The 18,272-nt window shown below is 70.6% G+C and carries 21 protein-coding genes; 11 read left to right on the forward strand and 10 right to left on the reverse strand.

The window, feature by feature from the left end; translation table 11 throughout:
- Positions 1-122 precede the first annotated feature (122 nt).
- On the forward strand, positions 123-815 hold the full coding sequence (locus tag ACV7NL_RS05270; protein WP_463355110.1) for an invasion associated locus b family protein: 693 nt from the start codon (positions 123-125) through the stop codon (positions 813-815).
- A gap of 104 nt (positions 816-919) precedes the next feature.
- Here the strand turns inward: ACV7NL_RS05270 and ACV7NL_RS05275 are convergent, their stop codons facing one another.
- From ACV7NL_RS05275 to ACV7NL_RS05285, 3 genes are all read right to left on the reverse strand, one after another.
- Positions 920-1,876 carry an ABC transporter ATP-binding protein gene (locus tag ACV7NL_RS05275; RefSeq protein WP_463355111.1) on the reverse strand — a complete coding sequence of 319 codons (957 nt, stop codon included), beginning with the start codon at positions 1,874-1,876 and terminating at the stop codon, positions 920-922.
- A 36-nt stretch (positions 1,877-1,912) separates the two neighbouring features.
- The gene (locus ACV7NL_RS05280) at positions 1,913-2,185 is read right to left on the reverse strand and encodes a hypothetical protein (protein ID WP_056184753.1); all 273 of its coding nucleotides are present in this window, start codon (positions 2,183-2,185) and stop codon (positions 1,913-1,915) included.
- A gap of 217 nt (positions 2,186-2,402) precedes the next feature.
- Entirely contained in the window at positions 2,403-2,723 is a 321-nt protein-coding gene (locus ACV7NL_RS05285) for a hypothetical protein (protein WP_056184751.1), read from the reverse strand.
- A gap of 190 nt (positions 2,724-2,913) precedes the next feature.
- On the opposite strand from ACV7NL_RS05285, the gene ACV7NL_RS05290 reads away from it, so the two are divergent.
- Together ACV7NL_RS05290 and ACV7NL_RS05295 are read left to right on the forward strand one after the other, a co-directional pair.
- A complete protein-coding gene (locus tag ACV7NL_RS05290; protein ID WP_463355112.1) occupies positions 2,914-3,630 on the forward strand; it encodes an HAD family hydrolase in 717 nt (238 codons plus the stop codon).
- A 406-nt stretch (positions 3,631-4,036) separates the two neighbouring features.
- A complete protein-coding gene (locus tag ACV7NL_RS05295; protein ID WP_463355113.1) occupies positions 4,037-4,360 on the forward strand; it encodes a hypothetical protein in 324 nt (107 codons plus the stop codon).
- Positions 4,361-4,399: 39 nt separating this feature from the next.
- Here the strand turns inward: ACV7NL_RS05295 and ACV7NL_RS05300 are convergent, their stop codons facing one another.
- The 6 genes from ACV7NL_RS05300 to ACV7NL_RS05325 form a co-directional block, all read right to left on the reverse strand.
- A complete protein-coding gene (locus tag ACV7NL_RS05300; protein WP_463355114.1) occupies positions 4,400-5,098 on the reverse strand; it encodes a TenA family protein in 699 nt (232 codons plus the stop codon).
- Positions 5,095-5,985 (reverse strand): aldose 1-epimerase family protein, encoded by an 891-nt coding sequence (locus ACV7NL_RS05305; protein WP_463355115.1) that lies wholly within the window; start codon positions 5,983-5,985, stop codon positions 5,095-5,097. The genes ACV7NL_RS05300 and ACV7NL_RS05305 overlap by 4 nt, the downstream gene beginning before the upstream one ends.
- 56 nt (positions 5,986-6,041) lie before the next feature.
- Positions 6,042-6,974 (reverse strand): penicillin-insensitive murein endopeptidase, encoded by a 933-nt coding sequence (gene mepA / locus ACV7NL_RS05310; protein ID WP_082507915.1) that lies wholly within the window; start codon positions 6,972-6,974, stop codon positions 6,042-6,044.
- A gap of 189 nt (positions 6,975-7,163) precedes the next feature.
- On the reverse strand, positions 7,164-7,679 hold the full coding sequence (locus ACV7NL_RS05315; protein ID WP_463355116.1) for a hypothetical protein: 516 nt from the start codon (positions 7,677-7,679) through the stop codon (positions 7,164-7,166).
- A 5-nt stretch (positions 7,680-7,684) separates the two neighbouring features.
- Complete coding sequence (locus ACV7NL_RS05320; protein ID WP_056184741.1) at positions 7,685-7,894, reverse strand: TOBE domain-containing protein; 210 nt, start codon at positions 7,892-7,894, stop codon at positions 7,685-7,687.
- Positions 7,895-8,042: 148 nt separating this feature from the next.
- Positions 8,043-8,366 carry a DUF2293 domain-containing protein gene (locus tag ACV7NL_RS05325; protein WP_056184739.1) on the reverse strand — a complete coding sequence of 108 codons (324 nt, stop codon included), beginning with the start codon at positions 8,364-8,366 and terminating at the stop codon, positions 8,043-8,045.
- A 498-nt stretch (positions 8,367-8,864) separates the two neighbouring features.
- On the opposite strand from ACV7NL_RS05325, the gene ACV7NL_RS05330 reads away from it, so the two are divergent.
- The 8 genes from ACV7NL_RS05330 to ACV7NL_RS05365 all read left to right on the forward strand — a co-directional run bounded on the left by ACV7NL_RS05330 (position 8,865) and on the right by ACV7NL_RS05365 (position 16,768).
- On the forward strand, positions 8,865-10,052 hold the full coding sequence (locus ACV7NL_RS05330) for an HD-GYP domain-containing protein (protein ID WP_244478402.1): 1,188 nt from the start codon (positions 8,865-8,867) through the stop codon (positions 10,050-10,052).
- 427 nt (positions 10,053-10,479) lie between these two features.
- Positions 10,480-11,091 (forward strand): FMN reductase, encoded by a 612-nt coding sequence (gene msuE, locus ACV7NL_RS05335; RefSeq protein WP_200935815.1) that lies wholly within the window; start codon positions 10,480-10,482, stop codon positions 11,089-11,091.
- A 13-nt stretch (positions 11,092-11,104) separates the two neighbouring features.
- Positions 11,105-12,070 (forward strand): aliphatic sulfonate ABC transporter substrate-binding protein, encoded by a 966-nt coding sequence (locus tag ACV7NL_RS05340; protein ID WP_463355117.1) that lies wholly within the window; start codon positions 11,105-11,107, stop codon positions 12,068-12,070.
- 3 nt (positions 12,071-12,073) lie between these two features.
- Entirely contained in the window at positions 12,074-12,856 is a 783-nt protein-coding gene (ssuC, locus tag ACV7NL_RS05345) for an aliphatic sulfonate ABC transporter permease SsuC (RefSeq protein ID WP_463355118.1), read from the forward strand.
- A gap of 130 nt (positions 12,857-12,986) precedes the next feature.
- A complete protein-coding gene (locus ACV7NL_RS05350; protein WP_463355119.1) occupies positions 12,987-13,850 on the forward strand; it encodes an ATP-binding cassette domain-containing protein in 864 nt (287 codons plus the stop codon).
- A 32-nt stretch (positions 13,851-13,882) separates the two neighbouring features.
- Positions 13,883-15,046: an FMNH2-dependent alkanesulfonate monooxygenase gene (gene ssuD, locus ACV7NL_RS05355; protein ID WP_056480595.1), complete on the forward strand. Its 1,164-nt coding sequence runs from the start codon at positions 13,883-13,885 to the stop codon at positions 15,044-15,046.
- 239 nt (positions 15,047-15,285) lie between these two features.
- Positions 15,286-16,266 (forward strand): sulfonate ABC transporter substrate-binding protein, encoded by a 981-nt coding sequence (locus ACV7NL_RS05360; protein WP_463355120.1) that lies wholly within the window; start codon positions 15,286-15,288, stop codon positions 16,264-16,266.
- A gap of 100 nt (positions 16,267-16,366) precedes the next feature.
- Complete coding sequence (locus ACV7NL_RS05365) at positions 16,367-16,768, forward strand: hypothetical protein (RefSeq protein ID WP_463355121.1); 402 nt, start codon at positions 16,367-16,369, stop codon at positions 16,766-16,768.
- A 217-nt stretch (positions 16,769-16,985) separates the two neighbouring features.
- Here the strand turns inward: ACV7NL_RS05365 and ACV7NL_RS05370 are convergent, their stop codons facing one another.
- On the reverse strand, positions 16,986-17,867 hold the full coding sequence (locus ACV7NL_RS05370) for an FkbM family methyltransferase (RefSeq protein WP_463355122.1): 882 nt from the start codon (positions 17,865-17,867) through the stop codon (positions 16,986-16,988).
- Positions 17,868-18,272: the final 405 nt, after the last annotated feature.

Here is an 18,272-nt window from a genome sequence, read left to right on the forward strand (position 1 = left end):
GGCGGCGCCCCAGAGCGGGGGCGGCGCCATCGTCCTGTTTCCTGAAGTCCGCGTGCCTTCGCGCCGCAAGTCCGGACGCGTGGCGGGGCCTCCCGGCCCGGCACCGTCCCGAAGGGTCCTCCATGCTTCCAGTTCTGCGGCGCGGTCTCCGGCTCGGGGCCGTCACGATCGTCCTGGCCGGTCCGGTCTCCCTCCTGCCGATGCCGGCCGTGCCCGGCGGGTTTCTCGGCGCGGCGCAGGTTTTGGCGCAGGATGCCGCGCCCGAGGCGTCCGAGGCGCCCAGCCGCAAGCGCGGCCGGCGCGGGCGCGAGAAGGCCCCCCTGACGGCGCCGGGCATGCAGCAGGCCACGCCGGTCGCGATCTTCGGCGACTGGAACGTCTTCGCCAACGGCCAGGGCAAGACCCGCGTCTGCTACGCCATCGCCCAGCCGCAGACGCGTTCGCCCAAGACCCTGAAGCGCGACACGGCCTATCTCTTCGTGACCGTGCGCAAAGCCGAGAACGTGGCCAACGAGGTCGCGGTGATGCTGGGCTTCCCCGCCAAGCCTGCCAGCAGCCAGGCCAAGGCCAATGCGGGGCCGGCGCCCACCGACCCGACCCTGATCCTCGGCGCCACCCGCTACGGCCTCGTCACCAAGGACAACAACGCCTGGCTCCAGAACCCGGCGGAGGAGACCCGCGTGGTCACCGAGATGACGCGCACGGCCAAGCTCCAGATCAAGACCACCTCGATGCGGGGCAATCCCACCCAGGACGATTACGCCCTGGCGGGCTTCGCCGAGGCGATGAAGCGCGCCCGCGACGAGTGCAAGTAGACACACGAGCCGCAGGTCTGCGAGCCGCAGGTCTGCGAGCCACAGGTCTGCGAGCCGCAGGTCTCCAGGCTACAGGTCTCCAGGCGCGCAGCAAGCAGGCGGGTCTACGCCCGCGTTGCGGCGTCTCCCGCCTGGGCCGCTTCGTCCCGGATCGATGACAAGGTGAGATGGGCCTGCGCGCCGTCGCCGGTCAGGTCGAGCCGGTCGGCGCCCGTGGCCAGCAGCAGGGACAGCGCCTCGCGCACCGAGGCGCCCTTGTCGAGGGCGGGCGCGCCCGGGGCGGCACCGGGGCGCGCCAGAGTGCCGGCGGGGATCAGGGCGAGGCGGCGCAGCGCCCGGTCCTGACCGGTGAAGCCGGCCACGAAGGCATCGGCCGGTGCGGCGAGGAGGCGCTCCGGGGTGTCGGCCTGGACGATCCGGCCGGCGCGCATCAGCACCACCCGGTCGCCCATCCGCATCGCCTCGTCGATGTCGTGGGTGACGAGGAGCACGGTCTTGCCGAGGCGCCGCAGGATGGCGCCGATCTCACCCTGGAGCCGGTCGCGGGCGACGGGGTCCACGGCCCCGAAGGGCTCGTCCATGAGGAGGACCGGCGGATCGGCCGCGAGCGCCCGGGCGACGCCGACGCGCTGGCGCTGGCCGCCGGAGAGCTCGTGCGGGCGCCGCCGGCGATACTCGGCCGGGTCGAGTCCCACGAGATCGAGCATGGCATCGACCCGCTCGGCGATCCGGGAGCGGGGCCAGCCGAGCAGGCCCGGCACGGTGGCGATGTTGTCGGCGACGCTGCGATGGGGAAACAGGCCGACGCCCTGGAGCACGTAGCCGATGCGTCGGCGCAGGGCGACCGGATCGCCCTGCATCACGTCCACGCCCGCGACGAGGACCCGGCCCGCATCCGGCTCCACCAGCCGGTTGACCATGCGCAGAGTGGTGGATTTCCCGCAGCCCGAGGGGCCGATCAGGGCGCAGACGCTGCCTTCGGCGACCGCGAGGTCGAGATTGTCCACGGCGGGGCGCCCGGCATCCGGGAACCGCTTGCTGACGCCCTCCAGGCGGATCACGGCACGGTTCCGACGTGACGCACGCCGGTCTGCGGCTCAGCAGCCCTTGCAGATCGAGCCCATGGTGGTGCGCATCTTGTTGTCCCAGGCCTTGTCGCGAGCCGCCGAGGCGCGCTGGGCCTTCACCATGTCGGCCTCGGTGGAGGCGCGGGTGTAGGGAGCGCCGCCCCGGTCGCCGCCGCTCGGCGGCTTGGTCACGCCCGATGCCGTGATGTTCCGTGGAACGGGCGCGCCCGGCGCGGGCTGGGCCAGCACCGGAGCGGCACCGAGGAGAACGGCGAGGGTCGAAACGACAAGGATGCGGGACATGAGGGCAGACGATCCCCGACAGATTTCAGCGCATGGAGCCGAAGGACGGATCGGTCCGCAGGCCTGACGGCCTGGCGATCCGCCACTCGCTTCGTTCTGATCCCTACGATGGACAGCGCTTGAAAATATGGCGCCTTGACCGTGCCGGACCCCGCCGGAGCCCTGATCAGGTGCGAAATGGCACCCCTGGGCGGCTTTCGTCGGTCAGGCAGTGCCGTCACGGACCGCTGAGAAACCCGATCCGCTGGCGGGCCGGCTGGCCGAGCCAGAGCAGGACGGCCCCGATCACCAGTCCGACCAGGGCGGCGGGCGCCAGGGTGAGCGGCAGAACCAGGATCTTCCACAACCAGGGGGCGACGCCCTCGACCGTGCCCTGCAGGGCGCTCGCCCGGTCCTTGAACAGGGTGAAGGCGAGGTCGCTGACGCTGGTGACGCGCACGGCGTCGTTCGCGATGGAGCGCGCGCCGTCATAGACGAGGCAGACGAAGCCCGCCGCGAGGAAGACGAGGCCGAGGAAGCGGCTGAGGAAACGGACCATCGCACCCGATCGCACCGCCGGCATCCGGGCCGGCCCCGGAGGCTGAGTAGGAGGGCACGTCGCGGTGCGCAAGCCACCGTCGTCCGAGCGGCGGGCGCTGCGGTTTGCGCGGGATCGCGATCGCGCCATATGCGGGCACGGGGCCGCGCGGCGCGGGGCCCATCCGCAGCCCGAGACCCGATCGAAGCCCATGCGCGACGCCTCCCCCCTCCTCGATCCGGTGCCCGCCCCCGGCGAGACCGCACCCGCCCTCGCGCTGGTGATCTTCGATTGCGACGGCGTCCTCGTCGACAGCGAGCCGATCAGCCTCGGGCGCCTGACTGCCGGTCTCAACCGCATCGGCGTGCCCATCGACGTCGAGACCGTGCGGGCGCGCTTTGCCGGCACCTCGATGGTTTCCATCATGGGCCACATCGCCCGCGATTACGGAGTCACGGCGCCGGAAGGCTTCGTCGAGGCGGTGAAGGAGGATACCCTGCGGGCCTTCGACACCGAGCTGCGCGCCGTGGCGGGCGTCGCGGCGGCAGTGGCCGAACTCGGCCTGCCGTCCTGCGTCGCTTCGAGCAGCGACCCCGTGCGCCTGCGCCACTCCCTCGGACTCACCGGCCTGCTGCCCCTGTTCGAGGGGCGGATCTTCTCCTCGACCCTGGTGGCGCGGGGCAAGCCGGCCCCCGATCTGTTCCTCCACGCCGCCGCCGCCATGGGCGTCGCCCCGGAGGCCTGTCTGGTGATCGAGGACAGCGTTCCGGGCGTCACCGCCGCCCGCGCCGCCGGCATGCGCGTCGTCGGCTTCAGTGGCGGTGGTCACTGGAGCCACGATCCGGCGGCGGCCGACCTGACCCGGGCCGGCGCCGCCCGGATCTTTCGCGACTATCAGGACCTTGCCGCCATCATCGCGGCCGCCTGACGCCTCCGGCGCGCGGAGTGCGGGCGCGCCGCGAAAGAAGCACGCGCCCCGCGCGTCGAGCGGGGCCGTTTGTGCCACGTTTCGCCCTGCATTCGAAAGATCGATCCGTTGACGAAAGCTCGCCGGATGAGCATCTTGAAGACGTTCGGTGGCCCCCAATCGGGTCGCCGGGCCGCGGTGATTTGAAGTGTGTAGCTTGCGCCGCGTCATCAAACGCTAAAGCACCGCGATGCGCGCGCGCCTCGTGGTCCTTCTTAACAAGGATGACTTGCCGTGACTGTCTGCACTGCGCTCCGATCTCCACAGAACGCCCGGTTCCAACGCGGTTGTTGTCGACGCTGACTTCTCCGTCGCGTCCCACGATCCTGTCCCTGCCGGCCCAAAGCCGGCCACCGGAGTTCCCGTCATGCCGCATGCCCAGACCGACGCCGATCGGGCGTTGAACCGCCTGCACGCCACGCCCGCTTTCCCGGACCACCGGGCGGACCGCGCCCGCAACCGCCTCCATGCCGAGCCGACCCGCATCATCGAGATCGGCGAGGTCACCGCCGGCATCGCCGTGCCGGAGCCGGGCGGGGTCCGCTTCTTCGCATCGAGCCGCGACTTCGCGCCCCTCGAGGGCACGGTGTTCCGCAGCGTCGAGCAGGCCGCCCGGGCCGCCCGCGACCGCTTCCGCAGCCAGACCCGCCCGCGCGTCGGCGCCCTCGGGGAACGCCTGCGGGCGGTGTAAGCGGGCGACCCGGGCGCATCACGACACCGGGGGGCGGCGTCAGACCGGCCAGGCCGCATCCCGGTAGGCGCCGTCCCAGAACAGGTATTCGAGCCGGGTGGCCTGGCGGTAGGCCCGGTGCATCCGCGCCCGGACGTCCGGCGAGGCGCCGCGGGCCGCCGCGTCGGTGGCGGCGAGCATGGCGGCGACGGCCTCGGCGAAATCCTCGCCCGCATAGGTGTCGATCCAGGCCCGGTACGGGTTGTCGGCGCCAGCCCGCGCAACGATGTCCCGGCCGATCTCGGCATAGATCCAGAAGCACGGCAGCAGGGCGCCGAGCACCACCTCGTAGGGCTCCGCGTAGGCGGTGGCGAGGAGGTACGACACGTAGTGATCGCAGGGCGGCGAGAGCGGTATCTCCGCGAAGGTCGTGGCGTCGATGCCGTAATCGCGGAAGAAGCCGCCGTGCAGCGAGCGCTCCACCACGATCGCGGTCTCGGCCGCGCGGGCGAACTGCACCATCCGGTCCGGGTCCGGCGCCTTGGCGGCGGCGAGGGCCAGCGCCCGGCCGAAGCCCACGAGGTAATGTGCATCCTGCACGATGTAGTGGATGAAGCGCGCGCGGGTGAGGGTGCCGGCGGCGAGTTCGGCGTTGAACGGCATGGTGCGGATGGTCTCGTAGGCCTCCGCGTTGCGCGCCCAGGCCTCTGCTGAGAACGCCTCGCCCGATCCAGCGTCTGTCGAGACGGCCCTCGTCATACCCGGCTCTCGGGCTCGAAGGATAGGGTGACGCCGTGGCGGGCGCGCTGGCCCGGGGCCAGCATCCGCTGCGAATCCCGTCGCGTGAGGTCGCCGGTGAAGCCCGCCCAGTCGGCATGGCCGGTCCAGCATTCGAGCGAGAGGAACGGGGCCGTCGGCTTGGTCCAGACCGCCAGATGGGGAAAGTCCGACACTGCCAGGCGGATCGCCGCGCCGTCGGGCCCGGTGAAGCGCATCCAGGCGCTCGCCGCATCCCGGAACACCAGGGCCTCGGTGAAGAGGGCCGGATCGAGGGGCAGAGTGTCGCCGTCGAGCGGGATCGGCCGCTCCGCGCGCAGGAGGAGGCCGCCGTCCCCCACCTCCGGCACGAACGGACGTTCCGGGTGTTCGAACCGGACCGCGTAGCCGCCGCCCGCCGCGCGGGTGCCGCCGGCGAAGGGCCACGGGAAGGCCGGGTGGAAGCCGAGGCCGTAGGGCAGGGGTACCGTGTCGGTGTTCTCGATCCAGATCTCGAAGTCGAGCAGGCCGGGGCCGACCCGGGCGGTGATGTCGAGGCGGAAGGCGTAAGGGAAATGCGCGCGGGTCTCGGCGCTGTCGGTCAGGCGCAGGTCGACGCTGTCCGCGGCCCGCTCGATCACCGTGAAGGGCAGGTCGCGGGCAAAGCCGTGCTGCGGCATCGGGTAGGCCTGGTCGCCCACCTGCACGGTGCCGCCCGAGGAGGCGCCGACCACCGGGAACAGCCACGGCGCGTGGCGATTCCAGTGCTGCGGATCGCCGCTCCAGAGGTATTCGCGTCCCGCCACCTGCCAGGACACGGGCTCGGCGCCATCGACGTCGATGACCGCCTGCGTGCCGTCGCCGGCGCTGATCGTAATCCGTTCGCCCATCTCGCGTCCTGTCGTCCGGCTGGCCGCTCCCCAGATGGGTGCGGCGGGAGGGGTCCTCAGCGCGCCTTCAGCACCGCCCGGCAGGCGGAGGGAAGGGCGGCCATGGTCATCGGAGGCTTCGGGCGCGGCGGCTTCGTCGCCGGTTTCGGATTCAGGATCGCGTCGCTGAACCAGTAGGCCAGCTCCTCGCCGCAGCCGTCGCCGGAGGGCGGCGGGGCCTGGTCGCCGCACTGGTCCTGGCCCGCCGGGCAGGCGAGGCGGATGTGGTAGTGGTAGTTGTGCCCGTACATCGGCCGCACCTTCGAGAGCCAGGCCCGGTCGCCGCCGGCCTCGCGGCACAGGGCCTTCTTGATCGCCGGATTGACGAAGAGGCGCGCCACCTCGCGCTCCTGCGCGGTCATCCGGATCAGCTTGAGGTGCTCGGGAGTCCAGACCCGCGGATCGATGTCGAGGCGGTCGGCCCGGACCACGTTGGTGGCGGAGGTCTCCTCGCGTTCGGCCCGGCTCATGCGGTGATCGGGCATCGGGGTCAGCCAGATGTCGGCGTCGAGGCCGAGCTGGTGCGAGGCGTGGCCGGTGAGCATCGGGCCGCCGCGCGGCTGGGACATGTCGCCGACGAGGAGGCCGCTCCAGCCGATGCGGGGCGCCTTGGCGGCCAGCCGCTCCAGGAATTCCACCAGCGGCGGGGTGCCCCACATCCGGTTGCGCGACAGGCGCATCACCTGCCAGTTCGGCCCGTCGACGGCCAGCGCCTCGCCGCCCGAGAAGCAGCCCTTGGCGTAGGAGCCGTAGGCCTCGGCGGGGCCGGGAGCGGGCGTGGTGGCGCGGCCGAACAGGGCCTTGGCGGGGGTGTCCGGCGCGTCCGGATTGGCCAGTGGCGGCAGGGGTTTCGGGTTGACGCTGCCCCGGTCCTGGGCCTCGGCGCACAGGGGCAGCCCGAGGATTGGGGCGAGGAGCAGGAGGGTCGCGAGGCGGAGACGGAGGGTCAGCGGAAGGCTCCCGGAATCGCGTCCCCACCGAGCGGGGCGCCGTGAATCAGGCCGAGGATCCAGGCCGAGGTCGAGACCCCCGGGGTGAATCCTGGATCGTGGCGCCACGCTAGTCGATCGGGGCTCGGCCCGTCGAGGGCGCGCAGCGAAGGTTCGCGAACGCCCCCGGGTAGGACGGAGAAGCCCGGCCTAGTCCACCGGCGAGACGGCGATGCGGATCGAGTCCGCCGCGGCGTTGCTCACCAGCAGGGTGATGGGGGCGGTGCCGAGCTGGAAGCGCACGCTCTTTGCCAGCATCGGGCAGCCGTGCCGCTGCGTATGCGCCGTGGGCGGCCGGGTGGTGTGTCCGTCCTGGCTCACATCGACCCAGGCCCGGTCCGACAGGGTGACCTGATAGGCACCGGGCGCCAGCGGCGCATCGAGGTGGAGCACGCCCGCATAGGTGCCGGGCTTCGCCTCCCGCGACGGCGCGAAGGGCGACGCGACCTCCGCCAGAGGCTTCAGCCCGAGCAGAGCTGCCGGCATCGCTGCCGCCAGCCTGCCGCCGGATTCCACTCGCGACAGGCCCGCGGCCGAGAACCAGGCCTGCTCGCGCAGGAGCGACCAGTCGAACTGCGTGCAGGCTGCCGGATCGGCGGGCGGCTGCTGCGCCTGCGCGGCGCTGGCGACCAGTGCGAAAACCGCGATCGCGGCGATGCGGCGCATCGGCCTCAATCCACCGCGACCAGAACGTCGGAAGACTTCACCACCGCATAGGCGTCGCCGCCCACGGTCAGCTTCAGGCTGTCAACGGATTCGTTTGTGATCGAGGCGGTCACCAGCTGGCCGCCCGCGATCTCGATCTTCACGTGTGCCGTCGTGGCACCCTTCTCGACCGAGACGACCTTGCCCTTGAGGACGTTGCGCGCGCTGATCTTCATGAAACCGTGATCCTTGAACTCTTTGGGGCCGGGCGAAGACGTTTCCTCCGGCGGATCGGGACGATGCCGCGCAGGCAGCCGTGGTGCAAGGCGGCGCGACGCAACCCTGCATCCGAGGTCGGGCCCGGAACCGGAGCGCCGCGGCCGCTCAGGCCTCGGGATCGTCCTCCGTCGCGGTTTCCACCTCGGAGACCCGGCGGCGCGACCCCCATTCGGCGAGCACCGCATTGAGATCGTCGAGGACGAAGTGTCGGGCGCTGTCGCGATCGTAGCCCTCGTCCAGCAGGGTGTCGTACTCGGTGAAGACGTGGCGCCCATAGGCCACCAGGGCGAGCCAGGCGGCGGTCTCGGGCTGCGCATTGCGCAGGCCCGGGCTCGCCAGAGCGCGGTCGATCACCGCCTCGGTCTCGAAATCGGGCAGGCGTGGCGCGAGCCGCGCCAGCGCCGCGGCGACCACCTCGCGCCGGTTCATGCCTCGCCCTCCGTCACCGCCATCCGCCCGGGATCATCGATGCCCTCCGCTCCGCGCCCCGCCGAGGCGCTGGGGTGCGCGACCGCGCGGGAAAAGTCCACGCCTGTCAGGACTCCGGATGGCACGCCGTGCCTGGCACGGCCCCGGATGGCACGCCGTGCCTGGCACGGCCCCGGATGGCACGTTGTTCGCTTGAGCAGGGCGCCGGACGTGCTGTCCCGGATCGGGTCGCCAGCGGACGACGCGCGGCCGCGCTCTGCTTCGCTCACCGCGTGTGCGGGGCCGAACCTATGCAAGCTTTGTGCGCTCTGCGCCCGAACTGATCTGTTTCAGAACGGGTTCTCGCGGCCCGAAAAGGCTCACTGATCCGCAGAGATCGCGTAGACGGCCGGATGAATTGCCTGCTGCTTTGCCGTGAATTGTTCGATAATAATTTCATGTCACATGTGTCGCGTCGGGCGACGGAGCCGGACCGCGCATCCGTTGACGGACCCTCTCGTGACCCAGGACAGTTCCGTTCTCATCGTCTCGGACAGACCGCAACTTGCGGCCCTGCTGTGCCGTGCCGTCGAGACCGTGGTGACCTGCCGCTGCATCGAGCCGTTCGAGTCCCTGCCGTCGGTGCTTCCCCTCGTGGCGGTGGTCGACATCGGCGGGGATGCCATGCTGGCGGCCACCTGGATCGCCCGGCTGCATGGCTCCCGCATCGCCAGCCTCCAGCTCACCAACCACCCTCCGGTCGGCGTGGGCCGGTCCGCCGCCGCCACCCGGACCCTCCCGTCGAACGCGCCCCGCACCGTGGTGCTCGCCGCCCTGTTCGGGCTCGTCGGGACCTGGCAGGCGGCGCGCCGGAGCAATGGGGTCAAGGCGGCGGCCAAGTTGCCGGCCAAGTTGCCGGGCGAGACGCCGGCCCATACGCCCACCGATGCGCCGGCCGAGATGATCCTCCCTCCGGCCGCGAAGGCACCGCGGCGGCGGAAGGTTCGCGCCACCGCCGAGCGGGCGCGGGCCGCCGTCGCCCTGGTGGCCGACGCCTTCCGGGCGGCCGAGGCCGGGCAGCCTCTGAACCCGCAGGAGATCGATGCGGGAACCGACCTCATCCTGGAGGCCGTCTCGGAGGCCGGCATCCGGACCTGGCTCGACGTGCTCCAGGGCCATGACCAGCAGCTCTATCAGCACTCCCTCAGCGTCGCGGGCTATGCCGCCGCCTTCGGGGCCGGCTTGAGGCTGGCCCGCGCCGACCAGAAGCGTCTCGCCCGCGCCGCCCTGCTGCACGATGTCGGCAAGGCCAAGATTCCCCTCGCGATCCTGAACAAGCCCGGCCGCCTCACCACGGCGGAAATGGCGGTGATGCGCACCCATCCGGCGCTCGGCGCCGACCTGCTGGGTGCCCAAAGCGGCTTCGACGCAGCGACCCTCGAGGTGGTGCGCTCCCATCACGAGATGCTGGACGGCAGCGGCTATCCGGACGGCCTCGCCGGGGCGGCGATCCCCGACCTCGTGCGCCTCGTCACGATCTGCGACATCCATTCGGCCCTGACCGAGCGGCGGCCGTACCGCGATCCGCTTCCCCACGGCGAGGCCTATGCGGTGATGCAGGGCATGCTGCCGAAGCTCGATTCCGACCTCCTGGCCGCCTTCCAGCGGCTGGTGCTGCAGGGCGCGCTGGCCGACGCCGTCGCCTGAGGTCCGAGGTCCGAGATCTGCAGATCTCGGCCCGGTGACCCCGAGGACAAAGCCCCCGAGCGCGAAGACCCCGAGGGATGAGGATTCCGGCACGATAATGCGTGTCGAACGCGTTCATCTCCCGATCCGTCGCGACTCAGAGAGATCCTCTCCGGCGCATCACGCATTCAAAAGAACGTTTCATTGATTCTCGGGCGCGCAACGGGCACGTTTTCGTCAGAACGGCGCTGCGAAAACACCGACAAACCGGTTGGTTTCACAGGGCCTATATCTCCCCCTGCTGAGCCAGGATCTTCGGAATAGTCGTTGTCGTCCAACGTTCGTCTTGAGCGGTGACGCAATGCATCCGAAAAGCCCGACGCCAGATCTTTTCGACTGCGCCAATCGGATCGTTGAGCCCGAGCGCGTCGCCCACGAGAGTGAGCTCATGTCTGTGCCCCGCTTGTCACTGCCCCGCATCGTCGGCTTCACCGCCAATCTCCAGCGCCCGTCGAAGACCCGCGCTCTGGCCGAGGCGCTGGCCGAGGCGGTCGGAGCCCAGGTCCGGGCCGACATCCGCCTGTTCGACATGGTCGATGCCGGCACCGGCCTCGGGGCCGCCTGGTCGCGGGATCTGCTGCCGCTGCCGGCCCGCCGCATCGTCGAGGCCATCGAGGGCGCCGACGCGCTCATCGTCGGCTCGCCGGTCTACAAGGGCGCCTATACGGGCCTGTTCAAGCACCTGTTCGACTTCGTCGATCCGGCGGCTTTGGTGGGCAAGCCCGTGATTCTCTCGGCAACCGGCGGCGGCCCGCGCCACGCCCTCGTGGTCGAGCATTCCCTGCGTCCGCTCTTCGGCTTCTTCAGCGCCCACACCATCCCGAGCGCGGTTTACGGCTCGGACGCCGATTTTCGCGAGGGCGTCCTGGTCGATGACGGCGTGAAGGCCCGCATCGGCGACGCGGCGAACCAGCTCGCGGAACTCCTCACGGCGCGGGCCGCCCGCGCCGCGTCGCCGGAGGCCGATGCGCCGGTCTCGGCCTTCGCCAGCGCTGGTTGAGGGCGCGCCCGCAATGCTGTCCCGACGCAGCCTCCTCGCCGGTGCCGTGGCCGCCGCCATGCCCGGATCGGTCATCCTGCCGGCCGCCGCAGAAGCCGGCAGCTTTCGCATCGGCTACCAGAAGAACGGCATCCTCGTCGTCGCCAAGCAGCAGGGCACCATCGAGCGGGCGCTGAAACCCCTCGGGGTCACGGTGCGCTGGACCGAATTCTCGTTCGGGCCGCCGGTGCTCGAAGCGCTCGGCATGGGCGCCATCGATTTCGGCCAGACCGGCGCGCCGCCCCCGGTCTTCGCCCAGGCCGCCGGCAACACCCTCCTGTACGTCGCGGCGCAGGATGCCGGCGGCTCCGGCGAGGCGATCCTGGTACCGCAGGGCTCGCCGTTGACGACGCTCGCCGACCTCAAGGGCCGCCGCGTCGCCTTCGCCAAGGGATCGAGCGCCCACTACCTCGTCGTCCGCGCCCTGGAGACGGCGGGGCTGACCTACAGCGACATCGAGCCCGTGACCCTGGCGCCCGCCGATGCGGCGGCGGCCTTCGCGCGCGGCGCCGTGGACGCCTGGGCGATCTGGGACCCGTACTTCGCCATCGCCGAGCGCCAGCCCGGCACCCGCATCCTGGCCAGTGCCGCCGAGATCGAGAGGCCCACCAACTTCTTTCTCGGCAACCGGGACTTCACGCAGGCCAACGCCCCCGTGGTCCAGGCGGCGGTCGCAGCCCTGGCTGAAGTGGCGGCCTGGTGCGAAGCGAATCGCCCGGAGGTGGCCGCCCTGCTGTCGAAGGGCACCGGCGTGCCCCTCGATGCGACCCGGCGCGCCGTCGACCGCAGCGTCTACGTCATCGCGCCGCTCAGCGAGGCCGTGATCGCCGGCCAGCAACGCGTGGCCGACCGCTTCCAGGCCCTGGGCCTCATCGCCAACCCCATCCGCGTGCGCGACGCCGTGTGGACGCCGCCGGCACCTCCGGCAAGCAAGGGCTGACCCATGACTCCCTCTCTCGGCACCCGCACCCTCGAGCGTCTGACGCCCTGGCTCGTGCCCGCCGTGATCCTGCTCGGCTGGCAGGTCGCCGCCTCCACGGGCCTCGTCTCGACCCGGTTCATGCCGGCCCCCTCGGGGGTCGTCGCGGCGGGCTGGCAGGCGGCGCGCAGCGGCGAACTCTGGACCAACCTGTCGATCAGCTTCGCCCGTGCGGCGGTAGGCTTCCTCATCGGCGGCGGCATCGGCTTCGCGCTCGGCCTCGCCAACGGCCTGTCGCGCCTGTCCGAGCGCCTTACCGACACGACGTTGCAGATGATCCGCAACATCCCGCACCTGTCGCTGATCCCCCTGGTGATCCTGTGGTTCGGCATCGACGAGGAGGCCAAGCTCTTCCTCGTGGCGATCGGGGTGTTCTTCCCCGTCTACGCCAACACCCTGCACGGCATCCGCTCGGTCGACCCGCAACTCGTCGAGATGGGCCGGGTCTACGGCATGTCGGCGGCCACCCTGTTCACCCGCGTGGTCCTGCCCGGCGCGCTGCCCTCGATCTTCGTCGGCCTGCGCTACGCGCTCGGCATCATGTGGCTGACGCTGATCGTCGCCGAGACGATCTCGGCCTCGTCCGGCCTCGGCTACATGGCGATGCAGGCCCGCGAGTTCATGCTGGTCGACGTGGTGGTGCTGGCGATCGTGATCTACGCCGGCCTCGGCAAGGCTGCCGACGGCGTCACCCGCCTGCTGGAGCGCCGGTTCCTGGCCTGGAACCCGGCCTACCGGAACGCGTGATGCGCCGTTGGCGCCTCTCCTCCCCACCAAGCGGGAGAGAGCGCCAGACCTTCGACCAGACCTTCGAGGCGTGCCGCTTCACGCCAGCGGCGCTCCCAAAACCCCCTTCTCCCATTCGACGGTCCGCCCCATGCTCGCCACCGCCCTTCGCGTCCCTGACGATTCCCAGCTTCGCGAGGACACGCCGATCCGCGACCTGAAACCGCGCGGGGTCGCCGCCCCGAAGGCGCCGGCCCGGGTCGCGCCGCAGGCCTCCGCCACCGGCATCGGCGTCACGATCCGGGATTTGCGGAAGGACTTCGACGGCCACACGGTGATCGAGGGGCTCGACCTGCACATCCCGGCCGGGCAGTTCGTCGCCGTGGTCGGGCGTTCGGGCTGCGGCAAGAGCACCCTGCTGCGGCTGATCCTCGGCCTGGAGCAGCCGAGTGCCGGCCGCATCGCCCTCGAATCCGAGGCCCTGCGCACGCCTTCGAAGCGCATCATGTTCCAGGAGCCGCGCCTGCTGCCCTGGGCCCGCGTCGTCGACAACGTGGCGGTGGGTCTCGGCGAGGGGGGGCGCAAGGCCGAGCGGCGCGCCAAGGCCGAAGCGGCCCTGGCCGAGGTCGGCCTGTCCGAGAAGGCCGGCAACTGGCCCGCGACCCTGTCGGGCGGCCAGCGCCAGCGCGTGGCCCTGGCCCGCGCTCTCGTCAGCGGTCCCGGATTGCTCGCCCTCGACGAGCCGCTCGGCGCCCTCGACGCCCTGACCCGCATCGACATGCAGGCGATGATCGAGCGGATCTGGCGGGCGCAGGGCTTCACCGCCATCCTGGTCACCCACGACGTCGCCGAGGCCGTGGCGATGGCCGACCGCATCCTGGTGGTGGAGGCCGGCCGCATCGCCCTCGACGTGACGGTCGACGTGCCCCGGCCCCGACGCCGGGGCGACGCCGACCTCGCGGCTCTCGAAGGCCGCATCCTCGATCACCTGTTGTCCGAGCGCGCGCCGTCCTGAGCGCCGCCGCCTCCCACCACACGAGAGCCCCCATGACTGGACAGACCGACGTTCTCTGGTTCCTCCCCACCCACGGCGACGGCCGCTATCTCGGTGCGCAGGAAGGCGCCCGCGACGTCTCGATCGCCTATCTCCGCCAGATCGCCCAGGCGGCGGACGAGCTCGGCTATTACGGCGTGCTCCTGCCCACCGGTCGCTCCTGCGAGGATTCCTGGGTGGTGGCCTCGGCGCTGGCGCCCCTGACCAAGCGCCTGCGCTTCCTCGTCGCCGTGCGCCCCGGCCTGCAGGAGCCGGCGATGGCCGCCCGCATGGCCGCGACCCTCGACCGGATCTCGGACGGGCGCCTGCTGATCAACGTCGTCACGGGCGGCGACCCCGTCGAACTGCGCGGCGACGGCGTCTTCCTCGACCATGACGAGCGCTACGTCGTCACCGACGAGTTCCTGCACATCTGGCGCGGGCTGATGTCGGGCGAGACCGTCAGCTACGCGGGCAAGCACCTCAAGGTCGAGGAGGGCCGGGTGATCTTCCCACCCGTGCAGACGCCTTACCCGCCGCTCTATTTCGGCGGTTCGTCGCCGGCCGGCATCGAGGTCGCGGCCGAGCATTGCGAGGTCTACCTGACCTGGGGCGAGCCTCCGGCCGGCGTCGCGGAAAAGATCGCCAAGGCCCGCGAGGCGGCCGACCGCAAGGGCAAGACCTTCTCGTACGGCATCCGCCTGCACGTCATCGTGCGCGAGACCGAGGGCGAGGCCTGGGCCGCTGCCGAAAACCTGATCTCGCGCCTCGACGACGAGACCATCGCCAAGGCTCAGGCCACGCTCAAGCGCCAGGATTCGGTCGGGCAGAGCCGCATGATGGCCCTGCACGGGGGCGACCGCACCAAGCTCGAAGTGTCGCCGAACCTCTGGGCCGGCGTCGGCCTGGTGCGCGGCGGCGCCGGCACCGCCCTGGTCGGTTCGGCCGATCAGGTGGCCGACCGCATGAAGGAATACATCGACCTCGGCATCGACCGCTTCATCCTGTCGGGCTACCCGCACCTGGAGGAGGCCTACCGCTTCGCCGAGCTGGTCTTCCCGAAGCTCCCCCTGCGGGCCACCACCGGCGTCGCGCCCAGCAACGCCCGCAACAACGGCCCCTTCGGCGAGGTCATCGCCAACGACATCGTGCCCAGCCGCCGCATCGCGGCGCATTGAGGGGGCGACGTCCCCGAACGACGAGAGCTTGGCGGACAGGAGAGCCACCGTCATTCCGGGGCGCCGCAGGCGAGCCCGGAATCCAGAGCCGCGACAGCGTCGGATTCTGCCCCACCTGTGTTTCTGGTTCCCGGACTCCGCTGCGCGGCTCCGGGATGACGGAGAGCAGATGGAAGCCGAGCGGCTGGGTTCATCCATCGAACATCGAGCCCGAGCATCCCCGCGTGAAGGAGCCCCCCATGCCCGCCGCCACCCGTGCCCTTGCGCTCCGCCCCGACGGCACGCGCCGCGCCTGGATTCTCCTCACCGCCCTGGCGCTGCTGACCTTCGGCACCCTGCACGCCAGCGCGGACGAGAAAGTCATCCGCATCGGCTATCAGAAATACGGCACGCTGGTGCTTCTCAAGGGCAAGGGCCTGCTGGAGCAGCGCCTGAAGCCGCTCGGCTACCGCGTCACCTGGGCCGAGTTCCCCTCGGGGCCGCCCCTGATGGAGGCGCTGAATGCCGGGGCCGTCGATCTCGGCTCGGCCGGCGAGGCCCCCCCGATCTTCGCCCAGGCCGCCAACCCGGACCTGCTCTATGTCGGGCACGAGCCGGCGGCGCCGAAGGGCGAGGCGATCCTGGTGGCGCAGGACAGCCCGATCCGCACGGTGGCGGACCTGCGCGGCCGGAAGATCGCCCTGAACAAGGGCTCGAACGTCCACTACTTCCTGGTCCGCGCCCTCGAGCAGGCCGGTGTGCCCTACGAGGCCGTGAGCCCGACCTTCCTGGCGCCGGCCGACGGGGCCGCCGCCTTCGCCCGGGGCGCGGTCGACGCCTGGGCGATCTGGGACCCCTTCCTCGCCTCGGGCGAGCGCAGCACCGGCGGGCGCATCCTCGTCGACGGCACCGGCCTCGTGCCGAATCGCCAGTTCTACCTCTCGACCCGCGCCTTCACGGCGGCCAACGGCCCGGCCCTCGACGCCACGCTCGCCGCCATCGGCGAGATCGACGCCTGGGCCAAGGACAACACCGACGCGGTGGCGGCCGAGCTCGCGCCCTCGGTCGGCATTCCGGCCCCGATCCTCACGGTGGCGCTGCGGCGCCTCACCTACGGGGTCACGCCCCTGAACGCCGAGACCACCGCCGACCAGCAGCGCGTCGCCGACACCTTCCACCGCCTCGGCCTTCTGCCGAAGCCGCTCGATGTCGCCTCGGCGGTGCGCAAGCCCGGAAGCTGAGGGCTTACTGCATCCTTTGGTTGCGTTCCGGTGAGAGAGGTTTAACCTCGGCGCCTCCCTGCGGATGGGAGGCGGGCATCGCTCAGGCCATGCGAATCTTATGACGGGCCGGACGCTCGTCATCCTCCTCGGCGGGGCGGTCCTTCTCACGGTGACGACCTTGGTCGCCGTGCCGTTCTGGGCCGTCCTCACGGCCATGCCGGATCGGGCGCGGCCATCCCTCGTGCAGAACCTTCCGCCCGAGTTTGCGCGGGGCGATGCGGCTTTTGCTGCGCGCATCGCCGACACATTCCCACTCGGCTCGTCGGAAGGGGGCCTGATCTCGCGCCTGCGGGCCGAAGGTTTCAGCAGCGATCCGCCGGCCGCGAATCCGGCCGAAGGGCGTCGGGCATGGTTCGTGCTCTCGGAGCCATCCTGCACCCTGACGTGGCGCGTAGGCTGGCGGGCGGAGGACGGACGTCTCGCTTCGGTGACCGGAGCGTATGGCGGAACCTGCCTGTGAACCGCGACCGGTCCGACAGGCTGACCACGCTCGCTCATCATCGCGGTGACCGCCGCACGCGCCGCCATCGTGGTCCTGCGCCTTCGCGGTCCGAGACCGCCCGAACCGGTCCCGCGCGGTGCCTCGTTCCACGGCCGGCGTTGAGCGATGCCGGCTCCCGTGATGCGGCCGGCGCAAAGGCGGAAACGTCCCCAATCCGCCGACGCGTCGCGCGGCCTCAGGCCGCCTTGCGGTGCAACGCATTCAGGAACACGCTCTTCTGTTCGCGGGGCAGCATGACATAGTTCGTGCGGTCGGCCACGAACTCCTGCGCGCCGAAGGATTCCACCTCTTCGACCTGGAATCCCGGCAGAGCGCGCAGGCAGACATAGTCCAGCGATTCGATCAGGCGGGTCAGTTCCTCGCAGCGCTGCCTGCGCCGCAGCATCGTCGCCTGCTCGGCGACGTTCTGCCGTTCGACGAACGGCAGCACCTCGGACAGGATGAGCGGCCGGTCGCGCCCGATCGTGTCGACCAGGCCCTTGAGGACCTCCAGCTCGCCGCCCTCCACGTCGATCTTGATGATCCCGACGGTGTCCGTCCCCAGGGTCGCCAGCACCTCGTCGCCTCGGCTGACATAGATGAACCGCTCGTAGGAACGCTGATTCGCGCCGGTCCAGAAGCCCTGCACGATGGTGGCCTGGGGATCGACCGCGCTCGAATAGTAGAACGGCACCAGGCAGGCCTGATCGCTGAGGCCAAAGGGGATGATCTTGCACCCCTTGATCGCGTTGGCGTCGATCAGATCATACACGTAAGCGCAGCAGGGAACCGACGCCTCGAAGCCGACATAGGCCCGCGCCGGCTCGATGGATTTCATCTTGAGGAGGATCTGCCCAACATTGACCCCCACATCGACGAAGAGGCCCGGGTTCAATTTCAGTGATAGTTCAATGAAATCATGGAAATAATCTTCGTATGATTTGAGGTGTTGGGAATGGAAACTTTTATTGATCGGGATGTTGAATTTTGTCCCCGATATCATCGCCTGTTTGTGGCCGCCCTCTTTATAAAAAACCGTTTTCAATATATCTTTTGCTTTTGAAGCAGCTGAAGACATCGTCTATAGTCCCGGATGGATTGAAAAAGCCATCAAGGTCGATATCATCCGCAGATTGATCCGCAAGACGAATGCGTACTTAAAATTGCTGATCCGTCGCCTGTTGCGCGCCAGACACAGGCGATGATCCCGAGTTGAACGGGTGCAGCCTGGACATGAGAGCGCTCCAACGACGCGTCAGTCGGCTGCATCGGCGGCCATCTGCTGGCGCGAGACCGGAGGATTGGGGCGACGGCGGTGGCCGGACTGCGCAGGGCCGGATCGTGACGCGCCGAAAAGGTTGAGGCGACGGTGGCCGCCGTCGGTGGCTCGCGCGATTCAGGCCTGTGCACGAGGCATCATGCCGGCTTCAGCAGCCGGATTTCGGCCGACCGCCGGCGCGACGCTCCGGGCGCGGCCATCCCG

Source organism: Methylobacterium sp. Ger2507, assembly GCF_055231875.1.